This is a genomic window from Streptomyces pimonensis (assembly GCF_041380215.1).
GTDB classification, from domain to species: domain Bacteria; phylum Actinomycetota; class Actinomycetes; order Streptomycetales; family Streptomycetaceae; genus Streptomyces; species Streptomyces pimonensis.
On sequence record NZ_JAHWZY010000004.1, the window covers coordinates 168,413 to 193,526 of the forward strand.

At 71.3% G+C, this 25,114-nt stretch carries 28 protein-coding genes, 1 tRNA gene, 3 pseudogenes and 1 riboswitch; of the genes and pseudogenes, 9 read left to right on the top strand and 23 right to left on the bottom strand.

From position 1 onward, the window contains the following. Nucleotides 1-86 precede the first annotated feature (86 nt). The 3 genes from KYY02_RS06285 to KYY02_RS06295 all read right to left on the bottom strand — a co-directional run bounded on the left by KYY02_RS06285 (nt 87) and on the right by KYY02_RS06295 (nt 1,892). Nucleotides 87-632, bottom strand: coding sequence for a TetR/AcrR family transcriptional regulator (locus tag KYY02_RS06285; protein WP_371236449.1), 546 nt, complete (start codon nt 630-632; stop codon nt 87-89). 177 nt (nt 633-809) lie between these two features. Further along, nucleotides 810-1,292 (bottom strand): DUF2267 domain-containing protein, encoded by a 483-nt coding sequence (locus KYY02_RS06290; RefSeq protein ID WP_371236450.1) that lies wholly within the window; start codon nt 1,290-1,292, stop codon nt 810-812. A 171-nt stretch (nt 1,293-1,463) separates the two neighbouring features. Then, nucleotides 1,464-1,892, bottom strand: a complete 429-nt coding sequence (locus KYY02_RS06295; RefSeq protein ID WP_371236554.1) for an Hsp20/alpha crystallin family protein — start codon at nt 1,890-1,892, stop codon at nt 1,464-1,466. Nucleotides 1,893-2,212: 320 nt separating this feature from the next. Here KYY02_RS06295 and KYY02_RS06300 point away from each other — a divergent pair, with 320 nt between their 5' ends. Next, nucleotides 2,213-2,515 carry a hypothetical protein gene (locus tag KYY02_RS06300; protein WP_149548306.1) on the top strand — a complete coding sequence of 101 codons (303 nt, stop codon included), beginning with the start codon at nt 2,213-2,215 and terminating at the stop codon, nt 2,513-2,515. Between the two features lie 27 nt (nt 2,516-2,542). Here KYY02_RS06300 and KYY02_RS06305 read toward each other — a convergent pair. Both KYY02_RS06305 and KYY02_RS06310 read right to left on the bottom strand, forming a co-directional pair. Then, nucleotides 2,543-3,738: pseudogene (locus KYY02_RS06305) on the bottom strand (MFS transporter); the annotation flags it as partial. Between the two features lie 139 nt (nt 3,739-3,877). Continuing rightward, on the bottom strand, nt 3,878-5,242 hold the full coding sequence (locus tag KYY02_RS06310; RefSeq protein ID WP_371236451.1) for a DUF445 domain-containing protein: 1,365 nt from the start codon (nt 5,240-5,242) through the stop codon (nt 3,878-3,880). Nucleotides 5,243-5,457: 215 nt separating this feature from the next. Here KYY02_RS06310 and KYY02_RS06315 point away from each other — a divergent pair, with 215 nt between their 5' ends. After that, complete coding sequence (locus KYY02_RS06315) at nt 5,458-6,825, top strand: SGNH/GDSL hydrolase family protein (RefSeq protein ID WP_371236453.1); 1,368 nt, start codon at nt 5,458-5,460, stop codon at nt 6,823-6,825. Between the two features lie 110 nt (nt 6,826-6,935). Here KYY02_RS06315 and KYY02_RS06320 read toward each other — a convergent pair whose 3' ends face one another. The 4 genes from KYY02_RS06320 to KYY02_RS06335 form a co-directional block, all read right to left on the bottom strand. Beyond that, nucleotides 6,936-7,655: a DUF1707 SHOCT-like domain-containing protein gene (locus KYY02_RS06320; protein ID WP_371236454.1), complete on the bottom strand. Its 720-nt coding sequence runs from the start codon at nt 7,653-7,655 to the stop codon at nt 6,936-6,938. Between the two features lie 124 nt (nt 7,656-7,779). After that, a complete protein-coding gene (locus tag KYY02_RS06325; RefSeq protein ID WP_371236456.1) occupies nt 7,780-8,787 on the bottom strand; it encodes an ABC transporter ATP-binding protein in 1,008 nt (335 codons plus the stop codon). A 3-nt stretch (nt 8,788-8,790) separates the two neighbouring features. Then, the gene (locus KYY02_RS06330; RefSeq protein WP_371236457.1) at nt 8,791-9,612 is read right to left on the bottom strand and encodes an ABC transporter permease; all 822 of its coding nucleotides are present in this window, start codon (nt 9,610-9,612) and stop codon (nt 8,791-8,793) included. After that, nucleotides 9,605-10,405, bottom strand: coding sequence for an ABC transporter permease (locus tag KYY02_RS06335; protein WP_371236458.1), 801 nt, complete (start codon nt 10,403-10,405; stop codon nt 9,605-9,607). Before KYY02_RS06335 ends, KYY02_RS06330 begins: the two co-directional genes overlap by 8 nt. Nucleotides 10,406-10,628: 223 nt before the next feature. Here KYY02_RS06335 and KYY02_RS06340 point away from each other — a divergent pair, with 223 nt between their 5' ends. Further along, nucleotides 10,629-12,947 carry a transglycosylase domain-containing protein gene (locus tag KYY02_RS06340; RefSeq protein ID WP_371236459.1) on the top strand — a complete coding sequence of 773 codons (2,319 nt, stop codon included), beginning with the start codon at nt 10,629-10,631 and terminating at the stop codon, nt 12,945-12,947. A gap of 15 nt (nt 12,948-12,962) precedes the next feature. On the opposite strand, the gene KYY02_RS06345 is transcribed toward KYY02_RS06340, so the two are convergent. From KYY02_RS06345 to KYY02_RS06355, 3 genes are all read right to left on the bottom strand, one after another. Beyond that, nucleotides 12,963-13,283 (bottom strand): DMT family transporter, encoded by a 321-nt coding sequence (locus KYY02_RS06345; RefSeq protein WP_030825380.1) that lies wholly within the window; start codon nt 13,281-13,283, stop codon nt 12,963-12,965. Between the two features lie 33 nt (nt 13,284-13,316). After that, a riboswitch (guanidine-III (ykkC-III) riboswitch) is annotated at nt 13,317-13,378 on the bottom strand. A gap of 66 nt (nt 13,379-13,444) precedes the next feature. After that, on the bottom strand, nt 13,445-13,801 hold the full coding sequence (locus KYY02_RS06350; RefSeq protein WP_371236461.1) for a GroES family chaperonin: 357 nt from the start codon (nt 13,799-13,801) through the stop codon (nt 13,445-13,447). Between the two features lie 51 nt (nt 13,802-13,852). Further along, nucleotides 13,853-14,182 carry a DUF3618 domain-containing protein gene (locus tag KYY02_RS06355; protein WP_371236462.1) on the bottom strand — a complete coding sequence of 110 codons (330 nt, stop codon included), beginning with the start codon at nt 14,180-14,182 and terminating at the stop codon, nt 13,853-13,855. A 148-nt stretch (nt 14,183-14,330) separates the two neighbouring features. Between KYY02_RS06355 and bcp the strand changes: the two genes are divergently transcribed. From bcp to KYY02_RS06370, 3 genes and pseudogenes are all read left to right on the top strand, one after another. Further along, on the top strand, nt 14,331-14,798 hold the full coding sequence (bcp, locus tag KYY02_RS06360; RefSeq protein ID WP_371236463.1) for a thioredoxin-dependent thiol peroxidase: 468 nt from the start codon (nt 14,331-14,333) through the stop codon (nt 14,796-14,798). 137 nt (nt 14,799-14,935) lie between these two features. After that, nucleotides 14,936-15,570 (top strand): annotated as a pseudogene (locus KYY02_RS06365) (HNH endonuclease signature motif containing protein). 15 nt (nt 15,571-15,585) lie between these two features. After that, nucleotides 15,586-15,658 (top strand) — tRNA-Leu (locus tag KYY02_RS06370). Between the two features lie 46 nt (nt 15,659-15,704). Here the strand turns inward: KYY02_RS06370 and rdgB are convergent. From rdgB to KYY02_RS06390, 4 genes are all read right to left on the bottom strand, one after another. After that, nucleotides 15,705-16,307 (bottom strand): RdgB/HAM1 family non-canonical purine NTP pyrophosphatase, encoded by a 603-nt coding sequence (gene rdgB, locus KYY02_RS06375; protein WP_371236465.1) that lies wholly within the window; start codon nt 16,305-16,307, stop codon nt 15,705-15,707. A 35-nt stretch (nt 16,308-16,342) separates the two neighbouring features. After that, entirely contained in the window at nt 16,343-16,741 is a 399-nt protein-coding gene (locus KYY02_RS06380; protein ID WP_371236467.1) for a hypothetical protein, read from the bottom strand. 145 nt (nt 16,742-16,886) lie between these two features. Continuing rightward, nucleotides 16,887-17,624 (bottom strand): ribonuclease PH, encoded by a 738-nt coding sequence (rph, locus tag KYY02_RS06385; RefSeq protein WP_371236469.1) that lies wholly within the window; start codon nt 17,622-17,624, stop codon nt 16,887-16,889. 117 nt (nt 17,625-17,741) lie between these two features. Then, entirely contained in the window at nt 17,742-17,975 is a 234-nt protein-coding gene (locus tag KYY02_RS06390) for a PTS sugar transporter subunit IIB (protein ID WP_010039992.1), read from the bottom strand. Nucleotides 17,976-18,174: 199 nt separating this feature from the next. On the opposite strand from KYY02_RS06390, the gene KYY02_RS06395 reads away from it, so the two are divergent. Together KYY02_RS06395 and KYY02_RS06400 are read left to right on the top strand one after the other, a co-directional pair. Continuing rightward, nucleotides 18,175-18,924, top strand: coding sequence for a PTS transporter subunit EIIC (locus KYY02_RS06395; protein WP_371236471.1), 750 nt, complete (start codon nt 18,175-18,177; stop codon nt 18,922-18,924). 279 nt (nt 18,925-19,203) lie between these two features. Further along, nucleotides 19,204-20,466, top strand: coding sequence for a PTS transporter subunit EIIC (locus KYY02_RS06400; protein WP_371236472.1), 1,263 nt, complete (start codon nt 19,204-19,206; stop codon nt 20,464-20,466). 117 nt (nt 20,467-20,583) lie between these two features. On the opposite strand, the gene KYY02_RS06405 is transcribed toward KYY02_RS06400, so the two are convergent. Continuing rightward, entirely contained in the window at nt 20,584-21,336 is a 753-nt protein-coding gene (locus KYY02_RS06405; protein WP_371236474.1) for an MBL fold metallo-hydrolase, read from the bottom strand. 202 nt (nt 21,337-21,538) lie between these two features. On the opposite strand from KYY02_RS06405, the gene KYY02_RS06410 reads away from it, so the two are divergent. Next, a complete protein-coding gene (locus tag KYY02_RS06410; protein ID WP_371236476.1) occupies nt 21,539-21,676 on the top strand; it encodes a hypothetical protein in 138 nt (45 codons plus the stop codon). A gap of 45 nt (nt 21,677-21,721) precedes the next feature. Here the strand turns inward: KYY02_RS06410 and KYY02_RS06415 are convergent, their stop codons facing one another. The 6 genes and pseudogenes from KYY02_RS06415 to KYY02_RS06440 form a co-directional block, all read right to left on the bottom strand. Beyond that, complete coding sequence (locus tag KYY02_RS06415) at nt 21,722-22,672, bottom strand: PLP-dependent cysteine synthase family protein (protein ID WP_371236478.1); 951 nt, start codon at nt 22,670-22,672, stop codon at nt 21,722-21,724. Between the two features lie 6 nt (nt 22,673-22,678). Further along, a complete protein-coding gene (locus KYY02_RS06420; RefSeq protein ID WP_371236480.1) occupies nt 22,679-22,957 on the bottom strand; it encodes a MoaD/ThiS family protein in 279 nt (92 codons plus the stop codon). Nucleotides 22,958-23,059: 102 nt separating this feature from the next. Further along, nucleotides 23,060-23,155: a putative leader peptide gene (locus KYY02_RS06425; protein ID WP_371236481.1), complete on the bottom strand. Its 96-nt coding sequence runs from the start codon at nt 23,153-23,155 to the stop codon at nt 23,060-23,062. A 98-nt stretch (nt 23,156-23,253) separates the two neighbouring features. Then, on the bottom strand, nt 23,254-23,676 hold the full coding sequence (locus tag KYY02_RS06430; RefSeq protein WP_371236482.1) for a M67 family metallopeptidase: 423 nt from the start codon (nt 23,674-23,676) through the stop codon (nt 23,254-23,256). 141 nt (nt 23,677-23,817) lie between these two features. Continuing rightward, nucleotides 23,818-24,096, bottom strand: a pseudogene (proY, locus tag KYY02_RS06435) (proline-specific permease ProY); the annotation flags it as partial. Nucleotides 24,097-24,458: 362 nt separating this feature from the next. Further along, the gene (locus KYY02_RS06440) at nt 24,459-25,061 is read right to left on the bottom strand and encodes a DUF2017 domain-containing protein (RefSeq protein WP_371236484.1); all 603 of its coding nucleotides are present in this window, start codon (nt 25,059-25,061) and stop codon (nt 24,459-24,461) included. Nucleotides 25,062-25,114: the final 53 nt, after the last annotated feature.

Genomic DNA, 25,114 nt, shown 5'->3' on the forward strand with positions numbered 1-25,114 from the left:
GCGGCTCGGTCCTCGACGCCTGGTCTGCGCGGTCGGTTCGGCGGTCGTCCGGGACGTGCTGGACTGGGGCCGGCCCGCACCACGGGTCAGGGTCCGGCGGTGATCCGGGCGATCGCCTCGCGGGTCAGTTCGCGGTCGGACGGGGTGTCGTCCAGGGCGCGGTGGAGGGTCAGGCCCCTGACGAGGGCGTCCAGCCGGCGGGCCGTGGGCGGGGGGAAGTGGTGTTCCAGGAGGGTGCGGCTGCGGCGCATCCAGTGAACGCACAGGGCGCGGTACGGCGCGCGGCGGGCCGCCAGGGTGTGGAGCTCCTGGGTGAGGACCAGGTCGCGGCGGGGGGTCTCGGAGAGGGTGTGGACGAGGTCGGTGACCGCCTCGCGGGCCCCGTCGGCGGTGGTGGCGCAGGTGAGGCGGTCCTCGAAGAGGGTCGCCGCGTGGTCGGCGTAGCCGGTGAAGGCCTGGAGCAGCAGGTCGTCGATGCCGGTGAAGTGGTACGTCATCGAGCCCAGGGGGACCCGGGCCCGTGCGGCGATCTTCCGGTGGGAGACACCGGCGACGCCTTCCTCGGCGATCAGGTCGAGCGCCGCCGCGAGGATGCGTGCGCGGCGCTGGGGGTCGTTGTGTCCGGTGGCCATGTGAGGGGGGATCAGATGGTGCGGCTTCCGGCTCGCAGGATGGCGGGTGGGGAGGGGCGCCGTCGACCCATTTGGCGGGCGGTGGCGGGATCCGGACGTGACCCGGCCCCGGACACGGGTCCGGGGCCGGGTCACGTCGGACGGTTCTCGCGTGTGCAGGGGGCGCGGCCCGGCACCTCACGCCAGGGACAGCTCCGCGCGGCCGAAGAGCAGGGCGTAGCCCGGCGGCAGCTGGGCCAGGAGGCGGGTCACCAGGGCGTCGCCGACCAGGTCGGGCAGGACGCTCAGGACCGAGCTGACGTCCCAGCGGGCGGTCGCCGGGGTCGCGCCCTCAATGCGGACCGCCACCGACTCGACGAACTCCGCGGCGGTCAGGCTGCGGGTCACCGGGATCTGCGAGGCGACCACTCTGGCCGCCTCCTCGGGCAGGGCGCGAGCCAGGTCGACGCGCTCGTCGCCGACGATGTGACCACCGAGGGCGGAGAGGACGACACGGGTGACGCTCTCCGCCTCCGACCGCGTCGGGTACTGGCCCGACTCCCGTACCGCGTCGATCAGTCGATGCCAGCTGTCGTTCCGGGTCGCTGCGGCCGGGGCCGGGGCCGGGATGCCTCCGGCCGGCTTCGGGGTCGCGGGCTTCTGCGGTGTCAGCGTGGTCATCCGGTGCTTCTCTCCTTCTCCGGTTCTCCAGTGCCCCGGTCTCCGGTTCTCCAGTGCCCCGGTTCCTCCGGGGCATGTGCCGCCCTGCGGGCCGGATGTGCGCGGGGGCGCGTCCCGCGGGCCGGTCGGGTCCACGGAACGCGCGGGGTGCGCGGGGTGCGCGCGGGGGGGTCAGTTGCCGATCTGCCTGCGGCTGTCGCCGCCGGTGATCTGGATGCGGCGCGGCTTGGCCTGTTCGGCGACCGGGATGCGCAGGGTCAGGACACCGGACTCGTACGACGCGTCAATGCGTTCCGTGTCCAGGGTGTCGCCCAGGAACAGCTGGCGGGTGAAGGTGCCGGTGGGACGCTCGGCGACCACGGTCTCCGCACCCTCGGGCGCCGGGGAGCGGCGCTCGGCGCGCACGTTGAGGACGTTGCGCTCGACGTCGAGCTCGATCGTCTCGGGGTCGATGCCGGGGAGGTCGAAGTGGACGATGAAGTCGTCCCCCGAGCGGTAGGCGTCCATCGGCATCGCCGAGGGACGGCCGTTGGAGGTGGCACCGAAGACCTGCTGCGCGAGTCGGTCGAATTCGCGGAACGGGTCGGTACGCATGAGCATCACGGTCATCTCCTTCCGTGGGTGTCATCTGCGATGCCCTTACGGTCTTGCTTTCTTATATAGCGCGGAGGAGGAAAGTTGACAACCCTGGACTCAGGTTGTGTCGCGCGACCGGACGCGGGCCTGGTCACACGCTTGGGCGCGGGTTTGGGCACGGGCCTGGGCGCGGATACGGCCACGGGCTGGACGCGGCCCCGATCACGGGCCTGGGCGCGGATACGGCCACGGGCTGGACGCGGGGACCGTCCCCCGGAGCGCTAGCCTCGGAGTCCGGACGACCCCGGCCCGCCGGGCCGGCGCAGCGGCAGGAGGCAGCAGGCATGGCGAAGGTTCCCAGTTCGGTGGTGGCCGCGAGCGGACTCGTCGGGGGGTACGGCGTAGCCCGCTGGACCCGGAAGCGGCAGCTGGGCGGGGTCGTGCTGGCCGCCGCCGGGGCCGCCGCCGCGCAGCAGTGGCGGGAGCGGGCCGGCGGCAGGGCGGCGGGGGCGCTGTCGGTGGCGTACGTCGCCGCGTTCGCGGGGTCGCACCCGCTGGCGAAGAAGGTGGGCGCCTGGCCCGCCGTGTTCGGGGTGGCTGGGGCCGTGGCGCTCGCTTCGTGGGCGGTGGCCGACCGGCGGGGCTGAGGACGTCCCGCCGGTCCGCCGCCCGGCTCACGGCGTCGTCGGCCGCGGGCTCCGGTCCGGGCCCGTGCGGGTCCTGTCCTTCGTCCTCGACGTGACGGCCGCGAGGGGCTCGGCGATGTCCTCCAGGGAGCGGCGTTCCGCGTTCACCGCGAGGAAGGCGGCGACCAGGCCCGCCGCGCACATCAGGCCGGCGCCGATCTGGAAGGCGAGGACCGTGTCGCCGACCACGCCCGTCTCCGTGAGCTTCGCGAACAGCAGGGGGCCGCTGATGCCGCCGGCGGCGGTGCCGAGGGCGTAGAAGAAGGCGATGGACATCGCGCGGGTCTCCATGGGGAAGGCCTCGGAGACCGTCAGGTACGCGCTGCTCGCGCCGGCCGAGGCGAAGAACAGGACCGCACACCAGCAGGCGGTGAGGGTCGTCGCACTGAGCGAACCCCGGTCGAACAGCCAGGCGGTGCCGAACAGCAGGATGCCCGAGAGCAGGTACGTGCCGGAGATCATCACCCGGCGGCCCACCGTGTCGAACAGCTTGCCGAGCAGCAGCGGGCCCATGAAGTTGCCGACCGCGATCACGGCGAAGTAGTAGCCGGTGCTGCCGGACGGGACGTCGAAGAACCTGGTCAGGATCGCGCCGAAGCCGAAGGTGATGGCGTTGTAGAGGAACGCCTGGCCGATGAAGAGGGAGAAGCCGAGGACCGAGCGCTTGCGGTACTTGGCGAAGACGGTGCGGGCGATCTCGGTGAACGTGACGTTCTTGCGCTGACGGACGGTCAGCTCGCCCTCGGCGCGGGCAGCGGCTCGCTCCGCTCGGCCTCGACCCGGCGCTCGATGTCGCCGACGATGCGTTCGGCCTCCTCGTCGCGGCCGTGGATCAGCAGCCAGCGCGGGCTCTCGGGGACGTGGCGGCGTACCAGGAGGATGACCAGGGAGAGGACGGCACCGAGGGCGAAGGTCAGGCGCCAGCCGACGTTCGCCGGGAAGATGTCGGTGTTCAGGGCCAGGATCGACAGCAGGGAGCCGCCGACCGCGCCCAGCCAGAAGCTGCCGTTGATCATCAGGTCGACGCGACCCCGGTACTTCGCCGGGATCAGCTCGTCGACCGCGGAGTTGATGACCGCGTACTCGCCGCCGATGCCGAAGCCGGTGAGGAAGCGGAAGAGGAAGAACCACCAGGTGTCGAAGGCGATCGCGGTGAGGGCGGTGGCGCCGAGGTACACCGCGAGGGCACGCGCCGGGGGCGGAGGGGGCCACGGCGGGGTGTCCCCTCAAGGGGCGCGGGGAACTGCGCGCCCGGCCGCGACGCGCCCGTGGCCGTTCGGCCGTCCCGCCGTCCCGCGGCGCGGCGCGGCATGCCGCGCCGCGCTACGCGCCCAGGGCCCGGGAGATCGTGTAGATCAGCAGTCCCGCCAGGGAGCCCACCACCGTGCCGTTGATGCGGATGAACTGGAGGTCCCGGCCGATGTTGGCCTCGATCTTCTTCGTGGTGTGCTCGGCGTCCCAGCTCGCCACCGTGTCCGTGATCAGGGAGGTGATCTCCTTGCGGTAGGTGGTGACCACGTACACCGCGGCGCTCTCCAGCCAGCCGTCGACCTTGCCCTGCATCCTGGGGTCGAGCGACATGCGGGCGCCCAGGGAGAGCAGCGAGGCGCGCACGCGCAGGCGCAGTTCGCTGCGCTCGTCCTCCGCCGCCGAAACGATCATGGACCGTACGGCCGTCCACACGGAGGCGATCAGGTCCTGCACCTCGCTCCGGCCGATGATCTCGCTCTTGAGGCGTTCGACGCGGGCGCGGGTGTCGCTGTCGGTCTGGAGGTCGGAGGCGAAGTCGGTGAGGAAGCGGTCGAGGGCGCCGCGCGCGGGATGGGTGGGCATGTCGCGCATCTCGGTGACGAAGCGCAGCAGCTCCTTGTAGACGCGCTCGCCGACCTTGCGGTCCACGAACTTGGGCGTCCAGCCGGGCGCGCCGCCGTGGACGGCGTCCATCACGGTGTCGTTGTGCAGCACCAGCCAGTCGTGGGCGCGGGCGACGATGACGTCCACGGCCCGTTTGTGGCCGCCGTCGGCGACGATCCTCTCCAGCATCTTGCCCATGCCCGGCGCGACCTCCTGGGCGTCGGCGCGGCGGGTGATGGCCTCGCCGACCACCGCCTGGACGTCGGAGTCGCGCAGCACGGTCAGGGCGCCGCGCAGGGCCGTCGACAGTTCCGCGGTCACCCGGTCGGCGTGTTCGGGGACGGCGAGCCAGGCGCCGAGCCGGCTGCTGATGCCGACGGTGCGCAGCCGCTGCCGTACGACGGCCTCGGAGAGGAAGTTCTCCCCGACGAACTCGCCGAGGGAGACGCCGAGCTGGTCCTTCTTGGTGGGGATGATCGCGGTGTGCGGGATGGGCAGGCCCAGGGGGTGGCGGAAGAGCGCGGTGACGGCGAACCAGTCGGCGAGCGCGCCGACCATGCCGGCCTCGGCCGCGGCGGCGACATAGCCCGCCCAGGAGCCGGCGCCCTGGTGGGAGGCCCATTTGGCGAGGACGTAGACGACGGCGACGAACAGCAGCAGTCCGGTGGCGGTGAGCTTCATCCGGCGCACCCCGCGCCGCTTCTCCTCGTCCGCGGGGCTGAACGTGTTCATGGCGCGGTTGGCGAAGGCGCCGGTGCGGGCGTGCTGCCCCTCGGCCTCCCTGCCGCCGGTTTCCGCCGCTTCCGCCGCTTCTGCCGCTTCGGTCCGTTCCATCCGCTCCGCCCGTCCGGTGATCCCTCACGCATTGTCCCTTCCTGACCGACTACTGGAACATGACAGGAGTTCCCGGCGTCCGTCCGGAGAGGTTCGTCCCGGGGGATCACCCGAGGGTCCCCCTTGTCGGCCTTCCCCTCCCATGGATCATCATGGGTTCATCGGATCGGAGCCTCGGGCTCCCGTCTCCCGTCTTCCGAGGAGAACAGAGCAGCATGACCCGGGGTCGTGACGGAGGCGCGGCGACGCCCCCCGCCCAGCAGCGCACCCTGCTCGCCGCGGTCGTCGCCGCGGTCCTGGCGGTCTCCGCCGCCCTGTACGTCGGTGCCGGGGTCGACGAGGGCACGCGGGAGCGCGGCGCCCTCGTCGGTGACCGTGGCGCAGCGAACGCCCCGGCCGCGCCCGCCTCCACCGGCACCTGGGTCGCCTCCTGGGCCGCCTCCCCGGTCGCGGGCGAGCCCGGCACCGGGACGACGGGGCTCATGGACCGCTCGGTACGCAACGTCGTCCACACCAGCGCCGGCGGTACGAGTGCCCGCGTCACGCTGTCCAACCTCTACGGCCGGTCGCCGCTGACCGTCACGCACGCCTCCATCGCCGTGGCGGCCGGCCCGGACACGGCGGCGGCGCTCCCGGAGACCGTGCGGCCGCTGGCCTTCGCCGGGAACCCGGCGGTCGTCGTCCCGGCGGGCGAGCAGGTGACGAGCGACGCGGTGCGCACCGCCGTCCCGCACGCCGGGGACGTGCTGATCACGACGTACTCCCCCACCCCGTCCGGGCCGGTCACCCACCACCCGCACGCCCGCCAGACCTCGTACGTCGCCGAAGGCGAGCACACCCGGGACGCGACGGGCACGGCGTACACCGCGCGGAGCGGGGCCTGGCGGTACGTGACCGCGCTGGACGTGCTGAGCAACGAGTCGGACGGCACGGTCGTCGTCCTCGGGGACTCGCTGACCGACGGCTTCACCTCGACGACCGGGGCGAACAACCGGTGGCCGGACGTGCTGTCCGACCGGCTGCGGTCGGCGGTCGGGGCCGGGCGGGACGTGCCGCGGTACAGCGTCGTCAACGAGGGGATCAGCGGGAACCAGGTCCTCACCGACGGGCCGGGGCGGCCGGCCGGGAACCCCAGCGGGCTGAACCGGTTCGAACGGGACGTGCTGGGGCGGACGAACGTCAAGGTCGTCGTCGTCGCGCTCGGGGTCAACGACATCCTGCGGCATCCGGGCACCGCCGACCCGGACGCGATCGTGGCGGGGCTGAACGAGCTGGTCGAGCGGGCTCACGGACGAGGGCTGAAGGTCGTGGGGGCGACGCTCATGCCGTTCGGCGGGCACCGTGGGTACACGGAGGCGCGGGAGGCGGTGCGGCAGGCGATCAACTCGGAGGTCCGGGCGGGGCGGGTGTTCGACGCGGTCGTCGACTTCGACAGGGCGCTTCGGGATCCGTACGACCCGCGCCGGCTCCGGTCGGACTACGACTCCGGCGATCACCTTCATCCGAGTGACCGGGGGTACACCCGGATGGCCGAGGAGTTCGACCTGGATGACCTGAAGGGCGGGACTCCGGTGCGGTGGTAGGGGTTCGCGGGCCCTTCTCCGCCCCCCTCCTCCGCCCCTGCCCGCCCCGCGCCTCCGGAGTGCCGCCCCCGGCCCCCGCTCCTCGGATGCCGGAGGGGCCGAAGGCGCGCTCAGCGGTCGTCGGAGCCCTCCAGTTCGCGGCGGCGCTGCTCCTTGCGCTCCAGTTTCTCCCTGCGGCGCTCCTCGCGCAGGCGCTGCTTCTCCGCCCGGGGGAGTTTGCGCTGGACGCCGACGCCGCCCCAGAAGGCGAAGCCCGTGACGATCACGCGCGGGGCGCCCGGGTCGCCCGGTACGCCCTCCTCGCGGTGGTCGAAGCCGCCCATGACGCCGATGCCGCGCACGACGACCTCGACGCCGGGCGGGACGACGACCTCCACCCCGCCCATGATCGCGACCGCGTTGACGACGACCTCGCGGTCCGCGAAGTACGCCTCCCGCAGGTCGACCTCACCGCCGCCCCAGAAGGCGAAGCAGTTGAAACGGCGCGGCGCCGTCCAGCGGCCCCGGCGCTGGAAGCCCGACATCACCGCCACGGCCCACGACGACGTCCCCGCGTCGTCGCCGCCGACGATCCTGTCCCGCCAACCACCGGACGGCTCCGTCTCCTTGATCAGGGACACGGCCGGCACGGCCGTCCCCGGGTCCGGCAGGTCGCGGGTGATCGGCGTCAGTTCCCCGTAGGTGCGCGCCTTGTACGTCGCGTCCAGCCGCTCCTCGAACTCCTCCATGTCGAGGCGGCCCTCCGCCAGGGCGTCCCGCAGGATCTCGGCGACCCGTTCACGGTCGGCGTCGGAGGCTCGAAGGTCCGGCACGGCTGCGTCGTCGGTCATGGCAAGCAGCCTACGAGTTGTCTCCGCCGCCCGGCTACGAGAGGGCCCGCCCGGCCACAAGAACGGAAGAAGGAACCCGCTCCGCCACAAGAGGGCCCGTCCCACCGCGAAAGAGCCCGCCCCGCTACGAGAGGGCCCGACCGGCCCGCTCCTGCGGAGGTCCGGGGGTCTCTCCCGACGAACCCAGCATCCTCGCGATCACCGCCTCGATGTCCGGTTCCCGCACCGACAGGTCCACCAGCGGGTACCGGGCCGCGACCCTCGCCACCAGTTCGGCCGCCGACGCCGACGCCGGGAACGCCAGCCACTGCCGTGGCCCCTCCACCCGCACCACCCGCGCGGGCGCGGGCGCCTCGATCGGCGGCAGCTCCCGTTCCAGGTCCACCACCAGCGTCCGCTCGCTCTCCCCCGCCTCGTGCAGCCCGGCGAGCGGACCGTCGTACACCAGCCGGCCGTGGTCGATCACCATCACCCGCGAGCACAACTGCTCGATGTCCTGCAGGTCGTGCGTGGTCAGCAGCACCGTCGTGGCCCGCTCGGCGTTCAACTGCCGCAGGAAGTCCCGCACCCTGCTCTTGGAGACGACGTCCAGACCGATCGTCGGCTCGTCGAGGTAGAGCACCTCCGGGTCGTGCAGCAGCGCCGCCGCGATGTCCCCGCGCATCCGCTGGCCGAGCGAGAGCTGGCGCACCGGAACGTCCAGCAGCCCGCCCAGGTCGAGGAGTTCGGTCAGCCGCTCCAGGTTCTCCCGGTACCGGGCGTCCGGGATGCGGTACATGCGGTGCATCAGCCGGTACGAGTCGATCAGCGGCAGGTCCCACCACAGCGTCGTCCGCTGCCCGAACACCACCCCGATCCGGTGCGCCAGCCGCGTCCGCTCACGGGACGGGTCGATGCCGGCGACCCGCAGCCGGCCGCCGCTCGGTGTGAGGATCCCGGTCAGCATCTTGATCGTCGTCGACTTCCCCGCGCCGTTCGGGCCGATGTAGCCGACCATCTCGCCCCGCGCCACCGTGAAGGAGAGCGAGTTGACCGCCCGCACCCGGTGCCGCTCCCGTTTCATGAAGCCGGTCTTCCTCCACACGTCGAAGACCTTCTCCACGCCGTCGAGTTCGATGAAAACGTCCCTCACCCTCTAGCTCCCCGTGCTCCGGTACGACCTGAGACCCGTCCGCCACGCCAGACCCGCCAGCGCGCAGCACCCCACCGCCACCAGCGGCGACGCGAACGCGGCCCACCCCGGCAGTCCGATCGGGTACGGCCGCTCCAGCACGTACGCGGCCGGCACCCAGTTGACGAAGGCGAGCGGCAGCATGAACGTCACCCCGCGCACCAGATCCTTCCCGAACACGCTCGGCGGATACTGCAGCAGCGTGTTCCCGCCGTACGTGAACGCGTTCTGCACCTCGGCCGCGTCCTGCGCGAAGACCTGGAACGCCGCGCCCGCCACGAAGACCGCCGAGAAGATCGCCGCGCCGCTGACCACCATCACCGGCACCAGCAGCACCTTCACCGCGCTCCAGTCGACGTCGGCCGCGGCCAGCGCCCAGCCCAGCACCACCGCGCCCTGGGTGACCCGGCCCAGCCGGCGCAGCGCGAAACGGTCCGCGCCGACCTGCGCCAGCACCGGCGCCGGACGCACCAGCAGGACGTCGAACGAGCCGTCCCGTATCCGCCCGCCCAGCGCGTCCATCGAGCCCAGCACCAGGTCGGCGACCCCGAACGACGTCGCCGACAGCCCGTACAGCAGGGCGACCTCCGGCAGCGACCAGCCGCCCAACGAGTCGACCTGCGAGAACATCAGCAGGATCCCCACGAAGTCCAGCCCGGTCACCAGCAGGTTCCCGACCACCGTGAACACGAAGGACGCGCGGTAGGTCATGCCCGACCGCACCCACATCCCCGCGATCAGCCCGTAGGCCCGCGCCCCCTCCGCGAGCACACCGCGCTCACCCACCCTGCACCACCACCCGCCGCGTCGCCGCCGACTGCAGCAGCCGCCCCGCCGCCAGCAGCGCCACCGCCCACGCCGCCTGGAACGCGAACGCCCCCCACACGTCCGTCTCCCCCATCAGCACATCCGCCGGCACCTGCAGCTGCGCCGCCCACGGCAGCACCCGCACGACGTCACCGAGCCCGTCCGGGAAGGCGTTCAACGGCAGCACCATGCCCGAGAAGAACACCCCCGTGATCATCAGCACCTGGCTGATCCCCCTGCCGTCCATCAGCCAGAACACGCTCAACGCCGCCAGATAGCGGATCGCGAAGCTCACCACCGCCGCCAGCAGCAGCGTGACCGCGAACGCCGCCCACGCGGCGGCCTCCGCCGGCAGCGCCATCGGGAAGAACAGCGAACCGAACACGAACGGCACCACCCCCCGCCCCAGCAACTGGAACCCCGCCCGCCCCGCATCACCCGCCAGCCACCACAGCTGCAGATCCGCCGGCCGGTACAGGTCGACCGCGATCTCACCGGTACGGATGCGTTCCATCAGGTCCTTCTCCGCACCACCGCCCTGGATCGCCAGCGTCGCGTAGAGGCACTGCCCCAGCCACACGTACGTGACCGCCTGCGCCTGGTCGTACCCGCCGAGCCCCGGCCGCTCCTCCCACAGCGCCAGATACGTGTACACGAGGATCAGCCCGAACACCGTGTTGGTGAACACCCCGGCCGCCGTCGCCACCCGGTACGACGCGTACCGCCGGAACCCCCCCACCGCCACGGCCAGGTACAACCGCGCCGAGCCCACGCCCCGCCCCCCCTTCCGCCGCCGGCACCGAAGCGCAGGAGCCTAGTGCGCCCGTCGCACCCCCGCCACGCATTTCCGGTGGGGCCATGTGCGTGACAGGCCGCGTGCGCGCGCCACGCGCGGCGTCGGCGGGGGCGCGCCACAGGGTGGGACAGTCTTGAATAAGAGGCGCACACCATGGCGCAGTGGAACGAACCAGGCGAAACAGGAGTCCGTGCACGACATGAGCGACGAGCCGCAGCCACAGCAGCCCCACAAGGGCTGGGCACCGAGAAAACCCCCGGCGGCCGCCGCCCCGAAAGGCCCCGGACACACCGGACGGCGCCGGCTGCTCCCCGTCCGGCGGATGCTCCTCGGCGGCCTCCTCCTCACCGCCGCACTCGTCGGCGGCGGCTTCCTCCTCGGCTACCACCTCGTGGGGATCCCCGCCGCCAACGCCCTCGCCACCCAGCAGGCCAACGTCTACCTCTACACCGACGGCTCCGTCATCGCCCGCGACGGCGAGGTCAACCGGGAGAACGTCACCCTCTCCCAGATCTCGAAGGACGCCCAGCACGCCGTCCTCGCCGCCGAGGACCGCGACTTCTACACCGAGTCCGCCGTCGACCCCCAGGCCATGGTGCGCGCCGCCTGGAACACCGCCACCGGCAAGGGCAAGCAGTCCGGCTCCACCATCACCCAGCAGTACGTGAAGAACTACTACCTCCGCCAGGAACAGACCATCACCCGCAAGGTGAAGGAGTTCTTCATCGCCATCAAACTCGACCGCGAGCAGACCAAGGAGCAGATCCTCGAGGGCTACCTCAACACCAGCTTCTTCGGCCGCGGCGCCTACGGAATCCAGGCCGCCGCCCACGCCTACTACGGCATCGACGCCTCCGACCTCGACGCCGGCCGCGCCGCCTACCTCGCCGCCCTCGTCAACGCCCCCAGCCAGTACGACGTCGTCACCCACCCCGAGAACCGCGACACCGTCGAACGCCGCTGGAACTACGTCCTCGACGGCATGGTCGACGAAGGCTGGCTCAGCGCCTCCGAACGCGCCGCCCTGACCTTCCCCGTGCCCCGGCAGACCACCATCTCCACCAGCATGTCCGGGCAGCGCGGCTACATCGTGAACATCGTCAAGGACCACCTGGTCCGGAACGACATCGTCGACGAGGCCGCCCTCGACACCGGCGGCTACCGCATCACCACCACCCTGCACAAGAACAAGCAGGACGCCTTCGTCGACGCCGTCAACGACAAACTCATGGACCGGCTCGACAAGAAGAACCGCGAGGTGGACACCTACGTCCGCGCCGGCGGCGCCTCCATCGACGTGAGGACCGGCAAGGTCGTCGCCATGTACAACGGCATCGACTACGTCAAGCAGTACACCCCCAACGCCACCCGCCGGGACTTCCAGGTCGGCTCCAGCTTCAAGCCGTTCGTCCTCACCGCCGCCGTCGAGCACGACTCCCGCACCCAGGACGGCCGCCCCATCACCCCCAACACCGTCTACGACGGGACCAGCGAACGCCCCGTCCAGGGCTGGCCCGGAGACCGCTACGCCCCCGAGAACGAGGACCACCGCGACTACGGCGACATCACCGTCCGCGAGGCCACCGACAAATCCGTCAACGCCGTGTACGCGCAGATGGCCGCCGACGTCGGCCCCGACAGGGTCCGCCGGACCGCCGTCGACCTCGGCCTGTCCCCGGACACCCCCAGCCTCGACGACGCCGGACCCTCCATCGCCCTCGGCGTCGCCACCGCCAGCGTCCTCGACATGGCCGAGGCCTACGCCACCCTCGCCAACCACGGCAGACACACCGCCCCCACCCTGGTCGAGAAGATCACCCGGAACGGACGCGACATCCGCCTGCCCGAGCGCCGCACCCGCCAGGCCGTCACCCGCCAGGCGGCCGACACCACCACCTCCGTCCTGCGCGGCGTCGTCGAGAGCGGCACCGCCACCGCCGCCCAGACCGCCGGCCGCCCCGCCGCCGGCAAGACCGGCACCGCCGAGGAGGACACCGCCGCCTGGTTCGCCGGCTACACCCCCGACCTCGCCACCGTCGTCGCCGTCATGGGCCAGGACCCCGTCACCGCCGGCCACAAACCCCTCTACGGAGCCATGGGCCTGCCCCGCGTCAACGGCGGCGGCGCCCCCGCCGAGATCTGGGGCCAGTACACCCGCGAAGCCCTCCGGGGCACACCGGTCGCGGCCTTCACCCTCCGCCTCCAGCCCGGCGCCTGGAGGACCCAGCCGCCCCCCGGCGACTCCGGCACCGGCCCCTCCCCGACCGGCGCCCCCGACGGCAGCGGCGGCGGCGCCAGCCGGACACCCGACAGGACGGAGACGGACGACGAGTCCACCGGCCGGGACGAGCCGGAACCACCCCAGGGACGGACCGGCGGCGGAACCACCGGCGGCGACACCGAGGACGACGGCGCGACGACCACCGACGACACCGGCGACGGCGACGCCAACGGGGACGACTCCCCCGTCCCGGACGGCCTCACCGACGCCCTCACCCGGAACGGCCCACGGGACTGAAGGAACACCCGCCGCTCAGTGCCCGGACGTCGCCTTCAGCCCCACCACGGCCACCAGCAGCAGACAGATGAAGAAGATCCGCGCCGCCGTCACCGGCTCACCCAGCACCAGCATGCCCAGCACCGCCGCCCCGGCCGCGCCGATCCCCACCCACACGCCGTACGCCGTACCGATCGGCAGCGTGCGCGCCGCGTACGACAGCAACAGCATGCTCGTCACGATGCCCGCACCGGTGAGCAGGCTCGGGACCAACCGGGTGAAACCATCGGTGTACTTCATCCCCACCGACCAGCCGACCTCCAGCAGGCCGGCGACGACAAGCAGGACCCAGGCCACGACGGGCACCTCCGGGACACGAACCGAAACGGGGGTGCGTCGTCTTTGCCTTCACCCCGGTACGGCGCGTCTCGTCGGGGCCCTCACGGGTCCCACCACTCTAGCCCGAAAGCAGGAGAAGGGCTGGTGACGACAGTCACCAGCCCTTCTCGACCATCGAACTACAGGTACAAACCGGTCGAATCCTCAGAACCCTCGAAACGGTCCGCGGCCACGGCATGCAGATCGCGCTCCCGCATCAGCACGTACGCCGTCCCCCGCACCTCGACCTCCGCCCGGTCCTCCGGATCGAACAGCACCCGGTCGCCCGGCTCCACGGTCCGCACGTTCTGCCCCACCGCGACCACCTGGGCCCAGGCCAGCCGACGGCCCACGGCCGCCGTCGCGGGAATCAGAATGCCACCCCCCGAACGCCGCTCGCCCTCACCGGTCTCCTGCCGCACCAGCACGCGATCGTGCAGCATCCGGATGGGCAGCTTGTCGTCCTGGGAACCATGCTCGTGTCTCTTGGCGCTCACGCCCTGAAACCTACCTGCAATCGCCGCGAACCGAGACGGGCGGGTACCCGGTCAGCGCCCGCGCCGACGGGACCTCAGGGCCAGCAGCCCCACGACCCCCACCACCAGCACCGCCACCGGAACCACCCGCTCCAGCCGAGGCGCGCCCTCCTCGTCCACGAACTGCGCCTTGACGTCGCTCACCACACCGTTCACCCGGACGTACGCCCGCCCCAACGTGTGGTCCATGTGTGAGACCACCCGGGCCCTGGCGTCCCCCACGACCGTCTTCGGATGCACCCGCACACCGATCTCGTCCAGGGTCTCGGCCAGCACCGCACGACGGCGCTCGATGTCCGCCTCGATCTGCGCCGGGGTCCTGGGGTCCGCCGTGTCCGCCACCGTGCCGCCTCCGAAATCCGCTGATACCCGTGTACCTGTGCCGGACAGTCTGTCAGCTCCACGCCGCCGTGCACGGTCAGGACCCCCGGTTACCCTCGATCCCGGCACCCGATCCACGCAGCGCGCACGTACGAGGAGACCCAGACCGATGAGCGAACGCCTCCAGCCCGGGGACGAGGCCCCCGCCTTCACCCTGCCCGACGCCGACGGCAACGAGGTGTCCCTGGCCGACCACAGGGGCCGCAAGGTCATCGTCTACTTCTACCCGGCCGCCCTCACCCCCGGCTGCACCAAGCAGGCCTGCGACTTCACCGACAACCTGGAGCTGCTGGCCGGCGCGGGCTACGACGTCATCGGCATCTCGCCGGACAAGCCCGAGAAGCTCGCCGCGTTCCGCGAGGCCGAGTCGCTGAGGGTCACCCTCCTCGCCGACCCCGACAAGAAGGTCCTCGACGCGTACGGCGCCTTCGGCGAGAAGAAGAACTACGGCAGGACCTACATGGGCGTCATCCGCTCCACGATCGTCGTGGACGAGGAGGGCAAGGTCGAACGCGCCCTCTACAACGTCCGGGCGACGGGCCACGTGGCCAAGATCATCAAGGACCTGGGCGTCTGAGACGGCCGATCCCGCGGAACGGCTCGCACCGGAACCCCGGTACGAGCCGTTCCGCATTCCGCACGTGACCGTCCGATATCCGGTTCGTTACTCCGTACGAGGCCACGAACGGGTGACCGGGAGACGGAGGGGGTCCGATGGGGGCCAGTGCGTACGGCAGGGAGCGACTGGAGGAGGCGGCCCGGGGGGCGCGGACGCTGTCGGAGGCGTTGGTGCGGTTGGGGGTGGATCCGAGGAGTTCGACGCGGCGGTATGTCCTCGGGCGGATGAGGAAGCTCGGGGTCGACACATCGCACTTCCAGCATGAGGGGGTGAAGTGGACTCCGGAGTTGCTCCAGGAAGCGGTCTCGGCCTCTACGAACATGTGCGAGGTGCTACGACATCTCGGGCTGGAAGTGGTCGGTGGGCATTACACACACATCAGCCGCCGGATCAAGACGTACGGCATCGACACGTCGCACTTCCAGATCCCCACTCGACGCGGCGAACCTCGGCAGCGACGGACCCCCGAGAAACTCCTCGCCGAACAGTCGCCCGGCCGGGCCAGGCGCATCCCGAGCGACCGACTCAAGTGGGCGATGACTGTCTCGGGCGTACCGGAGCGCTGTGCACTGTGCGGCACGGGACCATCATGACTCTGGAGATCGATCACATCAACGGGGACTGGAGCGACGATCGCCGGGAGAATCTGCGGCTACTGTGCCCCAATTGTCACGCCTCCACAGACACCTGGTGCCGAGGAGGCCAGCGACGGCATACTTCCCCCCAGTAAGCTGGACCCGTGCTGGCGCCCGTACGCCAACGGCTGAGCGGCGATCTTTAGGTGGTCGTGTCTGTCGGTTCGAATCCGACCGGGCGTACAGACGATGGAGGTCCTACCTCGACAGGGGTAGGACCTCCATCTTTCTAGCCCAACAGCTCCCGCACCACCGGCACCAGCGCCCGGAACGCCTTGCCGCGGTGGCTGATCGCGTTCTTCTCCTCCGGCGTCAGCTCCGCGCACGTCCTCGTCTCGCCCTCCGGCTGGAGGATCGGGTCGTAGCCGAAGCCGCCGGTGCCTGCCGGGGTGCGGCGGAGGGTGCCCGTCAGACGGCCCTCGACCACGCGCTCCGTGCCGTCCGGCAGCGCCAGCGCCGCCGCGCAGGCGAAGGAGGCGCCCCGGTGTTCGTCGGCGATGTCGGAGAGCTGGGCCAGGAGCAGGTCCAGGTTGGCCTTGTCGTCGCCGTGGCGGCCTGCCCAGCGGGCGGAGAAGATGCCGGGGGCGCCGTTGAGGACGTCGACGCAGAGGCCGGAGTCGTCGGCGACGGCGGGGAGGCCGGTGGCCCGGGCGAGGGCGTGGGCCTTGAGGAGCGCGTTCTCGGCGAAGGTGACGCCGGTCTCCTTGACGTCGGGGACGTCGGGGTAGGCGTCGGCGCCGACGAGGTAGTGGGGCAGTCCCTCGTCGGCGAGGATCGCGCGCAGTTCGGTGATCTTTCCGGCGTTGCGGGTGGCGAGGATCAGGCGGGTCATGGGGTCCAGTATCCCGGCTCCCGCCGGCCGCCGGCTTACGGCGTGCAGACCTTGGTGAGTTCGCCGGCCGCGTCGGTGACGGGGCTGATGTCGGGGGTCCCGTCGCCGTTCCGGAGGGAGGTGCGGACGTTCTCCACGGCCTTCTCGAGGTCGTCGACGGCCTTGCCGACGTCGGCGTTGTCGGTCTTGTCGCCGAGCTGGTCGAGGTTGCTGTCTACGGATTCGAGGGATTCCTCGAGCTGGGTGACGTCGTTGCCGGCGTTCTCGACGGCCTGCTGCATGTCGGTGACGCTGTCGGCGACGGCGTCGGCGGTCTGGACGCAGTCCAGTGCCTTGTCGACGGCGGCGCAGCCGGTGGTGAGTCCGGCGGTCAGCGCGACGGCCGCCAGGGTGGCGGCGACGGCTGCGGTGCGGCGTCGGCGGCTCGCGGCCATGGAACGGTCCCTCCCCTTCGTCGGGCCGGTGGGCGGCCCTGGTCGCTGGCCGGGCGCCCGGGGTTGAGCCGTGCGCCCGTACCCCCTCAGACGCGGTGGCGGCCGGCGCGGTTGCCCGCGTCGGCCACGTTCCTTGGTGGGTCCTTTACCTTTCGAGGACGGTAGCGAGTGCGGCGCGCTGGGCGGCGGCGAGTTCGGTGCAGCCGGCGACGGCGAGGTCGAGGAGGGCGTCGAGTTCGTCGCGGGCGAAGGGTTCGGCTTCGGCGGTGCCCTGGACCTCGACGAAGCGGCCGTCGCCGGTGCAGACGACGTTCATGTCGGTGTCGGCCTTGACGTCTTCCTCGTAGCGGAGGTCGAGGAGGGGGACGCCGGCGACGATGCCGACGGAGACGGCGCTGACGGTGCCGGTGAGGGGTTCGCGGCCGGGCTTGACGAGCTTCCTGCCCCGGGCCCAGGCGACGGCGTCGGCGAGGGCGACGTAGGAGCCGGTGATGGCGGCGGTGCGGGTGCCGCCGTCGGCCTGGAGGACGTCGCAGTCGAGGACGATGGTGTTCTCGCCGAGGGCCTTGTAGTCGATGACGGCGCGCAGGGAGCGTCCGATGAGGCGGCTGATCTCGTGGGTGCGGCCGCCGATGCGGCCGCGGACGGATTCGCGGTCGCCGCGGGTGTTGGTGGCGCGGGGCAGCATCGCGTATTCGGCGGTGACCCAGCCCTCGCCGCTGCCTTTGCGCCAGCGGGGGACGCCTTCGGTGACGGAGGCGGTGCAGAGGACCTTGGTGTCGCCGAAGGAGACGAGGACGGAGCCTTCGGCGTGCTTGCTCCAGCCGCGTTCGATGGTGACCGGGCGGAGTTGTTCGGGGGTGCGGCCGTCGATTCGAGACATGGCGTCGAGCCTAGCGTCAGCCGTGTGTGCGGAGGCGCCGCACGGGGAAGGGGCCCCCTCCGCGCGGGGATGGGGCCCCCTCCGCGCGGGGATGGGGCCCCGGGGTGTGGCCGTGGCTCACATCATGTCTTCGATTTCGGCGGCGATGGGGTCGGCGTCGGTGCCGATGACGACCTGGATGGCGCTGCCCATCTTGACGACGCCGTGGGCGCCGGCGGCCTTGAGCGCGGTTTCGTCGACCTTGGCGGGGTCGACGACTTCGGTGCGGAGGCGGGTGATGCAGCCTTCGACCTCTTCGATGTTGTCGATGCCGCCGAGCCCGGCAACGATCTTCTCAGCCTTGGTGGCCATGTTCGTTCTCCCTGATCCGAACCGCTTTGTCGCAGTAACCCACAGTTGGCCCATCTTTGCGAGCGGTCCTGCCGTGGGCGCCCGATGATGGCGTCACGACAGTGGAACCGTCCTGCCCGACTGGTCTACACCACCGGGTGGACTGCCGCCAAACCCGCTGTCTCCGCGCTGCAGACCGCTCTCCAGGGAGAGGGACCGGATGAGTGCCGGGAGTGCCGCCGGGGCCGGGAGTGCGGTCTCTCCCGCGCGTGCACGCTGGAACCGTTTGTTCCAGGGTCTGCAGAAGATGGGGCGGAGCCTGCAACTGCCGATCGCGGTGCTGCCGGCGGCGGGCGTCCTGAACCGGCTGGGGCAGCCGGACGTGTTCGGGGACGAGGGTCTGGGCTGGACGAACGTCTCCGGGGTGATGACGGGCGCGGGTGGTGCGCTGCCGGACGGCACGGTGGTGCACGGCGACATCAACATGTTCCTGGCGGGTGACCCGACCGCGGGGCAGTTCACCACCGGTTTCTTCCCGGTCATGATGTTCGCGTCGCCGGCCGCCGCGCTGGCGATCACGCACTGCGCGAAGCCGCACCGGCGCAAGGAGGTGGGCGGGCTGATGCTGTCGGTGGGGCTGACGTCGTTCGTGACCGGCATCACCGAGCCGCTGGAGTACTCCTTCCTGTTCGTCGCGCCGGCGCTGTACGTGGTCCACCCGGTGCTGACGGGTGTGTCGATGGCGGTGACGTGGGGTCTGGGGGTGAAGGACGGGTTCAGCTTCTCGGCCGGGCCCATCGACTACGTGATCAACTGGAACCCGGCCACCAGGCCGTGGCTGATCGTCCCGGTCGGGCTGTGCTTCGCGGCGGTGTACTACGTGGTCTTCCGGTTCGCGATCACGCGGTTCGGTCTGAGGACTCCGGGGCGGGAGCCGGAGGAGGAGATGGAGGACGCGGCGAAGGAGTGACCTCTTAGGGTGGAGGCGGCCGTTCGAGCCCTCGGGCCGGGCGGGCCGGGGGCTTTCCGGTGGGCCCGTCGGGGGATTTCGTCCACGGGTCCGGGCGGACACGGTGTGTGGCCCGGCGGTAGCGGGAATCGCGGGTTCCTTATGCGACCTTCATCGTGCTACAACAGGTCTACACCACTGAGTGGTGTAGACCATGCGCGCGGGCCACCCGCCGCGCGTTCGGGACGCCGCCGTCCTCATTGTGTCCCCTGGCGGCGCCTTGCCCACTGGAGGAAGACGATGACCACGGCGAGCACGGCAACCGCCGACAAGAAGAAGGGCGCCGGCGCGATGGCCGTCCTGCAGCGCATCGGCCGCAGCCTCATGCTGCCGGTCGCGGTGCTGCCCGCGGCAGCGCTGCTGGTGCGCCTCGGCAACTCGGACATGCTGGGACGCGACTCGTTCCCCGCCTTCATCACCAAGATCGCCGGCTTCATGGCGGCCGGCGGCAACGCGATCCTCGACAACATGGCGCTGCTGTTCGCCGTGGGCATCGCGATCGGCTTCGCGAAGAAGTCGGACGGTTCGACCGCTCTGGCGGCGGTCGTCGGCTACCTGGTCTTCAAGAACGTCCTGGCCACCTTCACCGACGAGAACCTTCCCCAGGTGGCCACGGTCGTCGACGGCAAGGTCGTGATGGCGGACGCGCCGGTGGACGCCAAGGTCCTCGGCGGTGTGGTGATGGGCATCGTGGTGGCGCTGCTCTACCAGCGCTTCTACCGCACGAAACTCCCGGACTGGGCCGGTTTCTTCGGCGGTCGCCGCCTGGTGCCGATCCTGTCGGCCTTCGCCGGTCTGGTGATCGGCATCGTCTTCGGTTACATATGGCCTGTTCTCGGCACACTCCTGCACAACTTCGGTGAGTGGCTGGTGGGCTCGGGCGCCGTCGGCGCCGGTATCTTCGGTGTGGCCAACCGCGCCCTCATCCCGATCGGCATGCACCACCTGCTGAACTCCTTCCCGTGGTTCCAGGCGGGCGAGTACGAGGGCAAGAGCGGTGACATCGCGCGCTTCCTGGCCGGTGACCCGACCGCCGGTCAGTTCATGACCGGCTTCTTCCCGATCATGATGTTCGCCCTGCCGGCAGCCTGTCTGGCCATCGTGCACTGCGCCCGGCCCGAGCGCCGCAAGGTCGTCGGCGGCATGATGTTCTCCCTCGCGCTCACCTCGTTCGTGACCGGCGTCACCGAGCCGATCGAGTTCACCTTCATGTTCATCGCGCCGGTGCTCTACGCCATCCACGCGGTGCTGACCGGTGTGTCCATGGCACTGACGTGGGCCCTGGGCATGAAGGACGGCTTCGGCTTCTCCGCCGGCGCGGTCGACTACTTCCTCAACCTCGGTATCGCCAGCAACCCGTGGGGGCTGGCCCTGGTGGGCCTGTGCTTCGCGGCGGTCTACTACGTGGTCTTCCGCTTCGCCATCACCAAGTTCAACCTGCCGACACCCGGCCGGGAGTCGGACGAGGAACTGGCGGAACTGCAGAAGGCAGAGGCGAAGTAACCCGCTGACCCGTGCGAGGCCCGGCCGGATCGGCCGGGCCTTCGCGCTGTCCGCACCCCGTCGCGCACGCGCCGTGCGGACGTGCCGGGGCAGCCGGACCGGGCCGGCTGCCCCGCCTCAGACCTCGTACGTCGCCCCGGGCGCCGCCAGTCCCACCGGGCCGTCGTACACCGTGCGGGCGTCGGCGAGGTTGATCTGCGGGTCGGTCCACGGAGGGATGTGAGTGAGGATCAGACGGCGGGCGCCGGCCCGGGCCGCCGTCTCACCCGCCTCGCGGCCGTTGAGGTGCAGGTCGGGGATGTTCTCCTTGCCGTGCGTGAAGGCGGCCTCGCACAGGAAGAGGTCGGCGTCGCGGGCGAGGTCGTCGAGCGCGGGGCTCACGCCCGTGTCGCCGGAGTACGTCAGTGTCCTGCCACCGTGTTCGATGCGGATGCCGTACGCCTCGACCGGGTGCGCGACGCGCTCGGTGTGGACGAGGAACGGGCCGATCTCGAAGGTGGACGGCTTGACCGTGTGGAAGTCGAAGACCTCGCTCATGGAGGAGGCCGAGGGCGTGTCGGCGTAGGCGGTGGTGAGCCGGTGCTCGGTGCCCTCGGGTCCGTAAACCGGCAGGGGGGCGCAGCGGCCGCCGTCGTGCCGGTAGTAGCGCGCCACGAAGTAGGCGCACATGTCGATGCAGTGGTCGGCGTGCAGGTGGCTGAGGAAGATCGCGTCGAGGTCGTAGAGACCGCAGTGGCGCTGCAGCTCGCCCAGGGCGCCGTTGCCCATGTCGAGGAGCAGCCGGAAGCCGTCGGCCTCGACGAGGTAGCTCGAGCAGGCCGATTCCGCGGACGGGAACGACCCCGAGCAGCCGACGACGGTGAGCTTCATGAAGCAGAAACCTCCGCTGGCGGGTGTGGAGAGACGGGGGTCGTGCGGTTCGTCGAGCGTAAGACGCAAAACCTGTGGTCGCTCCTCCGCCAGAGGCCGTTGTGGGCGAACTCACCTGTGCTGTCACCGGTTCGGCTGGAAGGGGCGCGCGCCGTGGCCGGGAGGGGCGCACGGCGGTGGCGTGCGCCGGTACGGTCGGGGCATGAACACGGCCTGGTGGCTCGCGCTCGCCGCGGTGGTACTGCTCGCGCTCGTCGCCGCCCTCGTCGACGGGTGGGGGCGGGGGCACCGGTCCCGGAGGCGGCGGGGCGGTGGGAGGAACGGTTCCGGGAAGGCGTGAGGGGCCGGAGACGCTGCTCTCCGGCCCCTCGTCGTACGCGGGGTGTCACGCCCAGAGCTGGCCCTGGAGGGTCTCGATGGCCTCTTCCGTCGTCGCGGCGGTGTAGACGCCGGTCGACAGGTACTTCCAGCCGCCGTCGGCGACGACGAAGACGACGTCGGCGCTCTCGCCGGCCTTGAGCGCCTTGTTCGCCACGCCGATCGCCGCGTGCAGGGCGGCGCCGGTGGAGACGCCGGCGAAGATGCCCTCCTGCTGGAGGAGCTCGCGGGTGCGGGTGACGGCGTCGGCGGAGCCGACGGAGAAGCGGGTGGTGAGCACGGAGGCGTCGTACAGCTCGGGGACGAAGCCCTCGTCGAGGTTGCGCAGCCCGTAGACGAGGTCGTCGTAGCGCGGTTCGGCGGCGACGATCCTGACCTCGGGCTTGTTCTCGCGCAGGTAGCGTCCGACGCCCATGAGGGTGCCGGTGGTGCCGAGGCCGGCCACGAAGTGGGTGATGGACGGCAGGTCGGCGAGGATCTCGGGGCCGGTGCCGGCGTAGTGGGCGCCGGCGTTGTCCGGGTTGCCGTACTGGTAGAGCATCACCCAGTCGGGGTGCTCGGCGGAGAGTTCCTTGGCGACGCGCACGGCGGTGTTGGAGCCGCCGGCGGCCGGGGAGGAGATGATCTCCGCGCCCCACATGCCGAGCAGGTCGCGGCGTTCCTGCGAGGTGTTCTCGGGCATCACGCACACCATGCGGTAGCCCTTGAGCCTGGCGGCCATGGCGAGCGAGATGCCGGTGTTGCCGCTGGTCGGCTCGAGGATGGTGCAGCCCGGGGTGAGACGGCCGTCCTTCTCCGCCTGCTCGATCATGAACAGGGCGGGGCGATCCTTGATCGAACCGGTGGGGTTGCGGTCCTCGAGCTTCGCCCAGATCCGGACGTCGGCGGACGGCGACAGCCGCGGCAGGCGCACCAGGGGGGTGTTGCCCACCGCGGCCAGCGGGGAGTCGTAACGCATCGCCGGTCAGGCCATGCCGCCGGCGACGGCCGGCAGGATCGTGACGTTGTCGCCGTCGGACAGCTTGGTGTTGATGCCGTCCAGGAAGCGCACGTCCTCGTCGTTGAGGTAGACGTTGACGAAGCGGCGCAGCTGCTCGCCGTCCACGATGCGGGCCTGGATGCCCGCGTGCCGGGTCTCGAGGTCGTTGAAGAGTTCGGCGAGGGTGTCCCCGGTGCCCTCCACCGCCTTCTGACCGTCGGTGTAGGCGCGGAGGATGGTCGGGATGCGGACCTCGATGGCCATGGCTGAGGGCTCCTGTCGGAAGTGTCTGTCGTGGGTTCGAGAGGGCGCGCAAAGGCGCACGGCAGTCCGCCGCGGCGCACGGCCCACGGCGGCAGCGGAAGATCAACAGATGGCGCTGTTCAGCCTGCACAGGTCGACGTGCAGCCGCGCCACGAGCAGCGTGCCCGGCGCTTCTTCGCTCACGTCGTGGAGAACCATGGGGGCATCGTATCGATTCCCGGACCGGTCCCCGGAGTGTGATCTCACGCTTCGGACACCTTTCTTCCGCGATACGAGATCAAGGTCCGTCCGCCGGGTCAGTACGCCTCCACGACCTTCACCTCCTCCTCGGCGACCTCGCCCTCCAGGATGCGGAAGGAGCGGAACTGGAACTCGCCGGCGCCGTCGGTGTCGGCGGTGGAGACCAGGACGTAGTGGGCGCCGGGCTCGTTGGCGTAGGAGATGTCGGTGCGGGAGGGGTAGGCCTCGGTGGCGGTGTGGGAGTGGTAGATGATTACCGGCTCCTCGTCCCGGTCGTCCATCTCCCGGTAGAGCTTCAGCAGGTCCTGGGAGTCGAACTCGTAGAAGGTGGGCGAGCGTGCCGCGTTCAGCATGGGGATGAAGCGCTCGGGGCGGCCGGCGCCCACCGGGCCCGCCACCACGCCGCACGCCTCGTCGGGGTGGTCCTCGCGGGCGTGGGCGACGATCTGGTCGTACAGGGCCTGGGTGATGGTCAGCATGGGGCTCAGGATAAGCAGACGGGCCGTTCCGTACCGAGGGGTGGTACGGAACGGCCCGCATGCCGGACGCCTTGAGCGGAGGGGCGCAGGGGACGCCACGAGTGCACCCGGCGTCCCGGCGTCCCGGCGTCCCGGGAAGGGTCAGCCCACCTTCTCGAACCGGTCCTCGTCGCGCCGGGTGACCTGCGGGTTGCGGCGCCTGAGGAGGAACCAGCCGACCCCGAGGGCGACGGCCCAGCCGGTCATCACGTACAGGCAGATCCGGGCGTCCGCGTCGATCGCGATCAGCCCGGTGACGAAGAGCAGGAACGCGATGGCGATGCAGGAGCAGACCGATCCGCCGGGCGCCGGAAAGGAGGAGGCGGGCAGCCGGCCCGCGACGCCCCGGCGGCGGCAGAAAACGTGGCTGACCAGGATCATCGCCGCCCCGGGCCGCCGTCGGCCTCGGACCGGGTCTCGATCCCCCCGGACCGATGGAGTGGGGCGGGCTCCGGAAGGCCGCCCGTGCCTGGTCGGCGGTCGTCTGCTCGGTGGCGCACCCGGCGGGACATACGGGTGGTGTTCGCCGGGCGGCCGTGAGGACCTACCACGGCCGCCGTACCGGTCACAGGGACGGTTCGTGGCGCGCTCCACGGAGGGAAGCGGACAAAAGGCGCCTGGAAATCCCGTAGGAGGCGGGCTTCTCGACGCGATCATTACCCGGATCCGGGCGTCCCCTGAGCCGGCACGTCAGTGGACTCTCCGGACTTCGGGCGCGGGTCCACGGCATGCGCGTCAGGGACTCACGGCATGAGTGTGGTGACCAGGGTCTCCTGGAGCCCGCCGAGCCACAGGTACGCCATCACCATCGGCTTGCGCGGGTCCTCGGCGGGGAGGTGGTAGAGGAGGTCGCCGTCGTCCTCGTCGCCGATCTCCAGCCGGGAGCCGATCGCCAGGCGCAGGTCGTTGAGGGTGCCGAGCCACTGGCGGGACTCCTCCGGCGACAGTTCCAGCACCGCGCCGCCCTTGCCGGCGGAGGAGAGCCCGTCCAGGGAACGGATCACCGCGAGGGCGTTGTCGCGTTTGCCGGCCCGCAGGTCGTTCTCGGTGTAGCGGCGGAACTCGGCGGAGCGGGTCCGCTGTTTCTCGGCCTCCTCGGCCCGCGGGGCGCCCTCGGGATCCACGTAGGCGTCCGGGAAGAGACGGCGCAGCACGGGGTCGGAGGGGGGCTCGCTCGGTCCTTCGTCGAAGAGTCCGGCGAACGGGTCGGCGGAGGCGTCCTCGGCGGGTCCGGGGCCGATGAGCTCCATCAGCTGCACGGCCAGCGACCGGATGATGGAGATCTCGACGTCGTCGAGGGCGACGGCCGCGCCGCCGCCGGGGAGCGGTTCGAAGGTTCCTGGCATGGCGGCGATTCGCTGCTTCCGGTCCTGCGGGCGGGGGCGGGTCATGTCCGGCT

What these genes read in the sequence shown, in the direction of transcription:
- KYY02_RS06285 (WP_371236449.1), bottom strand. Translation starts at nt 632, where the DNA reads ATGGCCACCGGACACAACGACCCCCAGCGCCGCGCACGCATCCTCGCG.
- KYY02_RS06290 (WP_371236450.1), bottom strand. Translation starts at nt 1,292, where the DNA reads ATGACCACGCTGACACCGCAGAAGCCCGCGACCCCGAAGCCGGCCGGA.
- KYY02_RS06295 (WP_371236554.1), bottom strand. Translation starts at nt 1,892, where the DNA reads ATGCTCATGCGTACCGACCCGTTCCGCGAATTCGACCGACTCGCGCAG.
- KYY02_RS06300 (WP_149548306.1), top strand. Translation starts at nt 2,213, where the DNA reads ATGGCGAAGGTTCCCAGTTCGGTGGTGGCCGCGAGCGGACTCGTCGGG.
- KYY02_RS06310 (WP_371236451.1), bottom strand. Translation starts at nt 5,242, where the DNA reads ATGGAACGGACCGAAGCGGCAGAAGCGGCGGAAGCGGCGGAAACCGGC.
- KYY02_RS06315 (WP_371236453.1), top strand. Translation starts at nt 5,458, where the DNA reads ATGACCCGGGGTCGTGACGGAGGCGCGGCGACGCCCCCCGCCCAGCAG.
- KYY02_RS06320 (WP_371236454.1), bottom strand. Translation starts at nt 7,655, where the DNA reads ATGACCGACGACGCAGCCGTGCCGGACCTTCGAGCCTCCGACGCCGAC.
- KYY02_RS06340 (WP_371236459.1), top strand. Translation starts at nt 10,629, where the DNA reads ATGAGCGACGAGCCGCAGCCACAGCAGCCCCACAAGGGCTGGGCACCG.
- bcp (WP_371236463.1), top strand. Translation starts at nt 14,331, where the DNA reads ATGAGCGAACGCCTCCAGCCCGGGGACGAGGCCCCCGCCTTCACCCTG.
- rdgB (WP_371236465.1), bottom strand. Translation starts at nt 16,307, where the DNA reads ATGACCCGCCTGATCCTCGCCACCCGCAACGCCGGAAAGATCACCGAA.
- KYY02_RS06380 (WP_371236467.1), bottom strand. Translation starts at nt 16,741, where the DNA reads ATGGCCGCGAGCCGCCGACGCCGCACCGCAGCCGTCGCCGCCACCCTG.
- rph (WP_371236469.1), bottom strand. Translation starts at nt 17,624, where the DNA reads ATGTCTCGAATCGACGGCCGCACCCCCGAACAACTCCGCCCGGTCACC.
- KYY02_RS06390 (WP_010039992.1), bottom strand. Translation starts at nt 17,975, where the DNA reads ATGGCCACCAAGGCTGAGAAGATCGTTGCCGGGCTCGGCGGCATCGAC.
- KYY02_RS06395 (WP_371236471.1), top strand. Translation starts at nt 18,175, where the DNA reads ATGAGTGCCGGGAGTGCCGCCGGGGCCGGGAGTGCGGTCTCTCCCGCG.
- KYY02_RS06400 (WP_371236472.1), top strand. Translation starts at nt 19,204, where the DNA reads ATGACCACGGCGAGCACGGCAACCGCCGACAAGAAGAAGGGCGCCGGC.
- KYY02_RS06405 (WP_371236474.1), bottom strand. Translation starts at nt 21,336, where the DNA reads ATGAAGCTCACCGTCGTCGGCTGCTCGGGGTCGTTCCCGTCCGCGGAA.
- KYY02_RS06410 (WP_371236476.1), top strand. Translation starts at nt 21,539, where the DNA reads ATGAACACGGCCTGGTGGCTCGCGCTCGCCGCGGTGGTACTGCTCGCG.
- KYY02_RS06415 (WP_371236478.1), bottom strand. Translation starts at nt 22,672, where the DNA reads ATGCGTTACGACTCCCCGCTGGCCGCGGTGGGCAACACCCCCCTGGTG.
- KYY02_RS06420 (WP_371236480.1), bottom strand. Translation starts at nt 22,957, where the DNA reads ATGGCCATCGAGGTCCGCATCCCGACCATCCTCCGCGCCTACACCGAC.
- KYY02_RS06425 (WP_371236481.1), bottom strand. Translation starts at nt 23,155, where the DNA reads ATGGTTCTCCACGACGTGAGCGAAGAAGCGCCGGGCACGCTGCTCGTG.
- KYY02_RS06430 (WP_371236482.1), bottom strand. Translation starts at nt 23,676, where the DNA reads ATGCTGACCATCACCCAGGCCCTGTACGACCAGATCGTCGCCCACGCC.
- KYY02_RS06440 (WP_371236484.1), bottom strand. Translation starts at nt 25,061, where the DNA reads ATGCCAGGAACCTTCGAACCGCTCCCCGGCGGCGGCGCGGCCGTCGCC.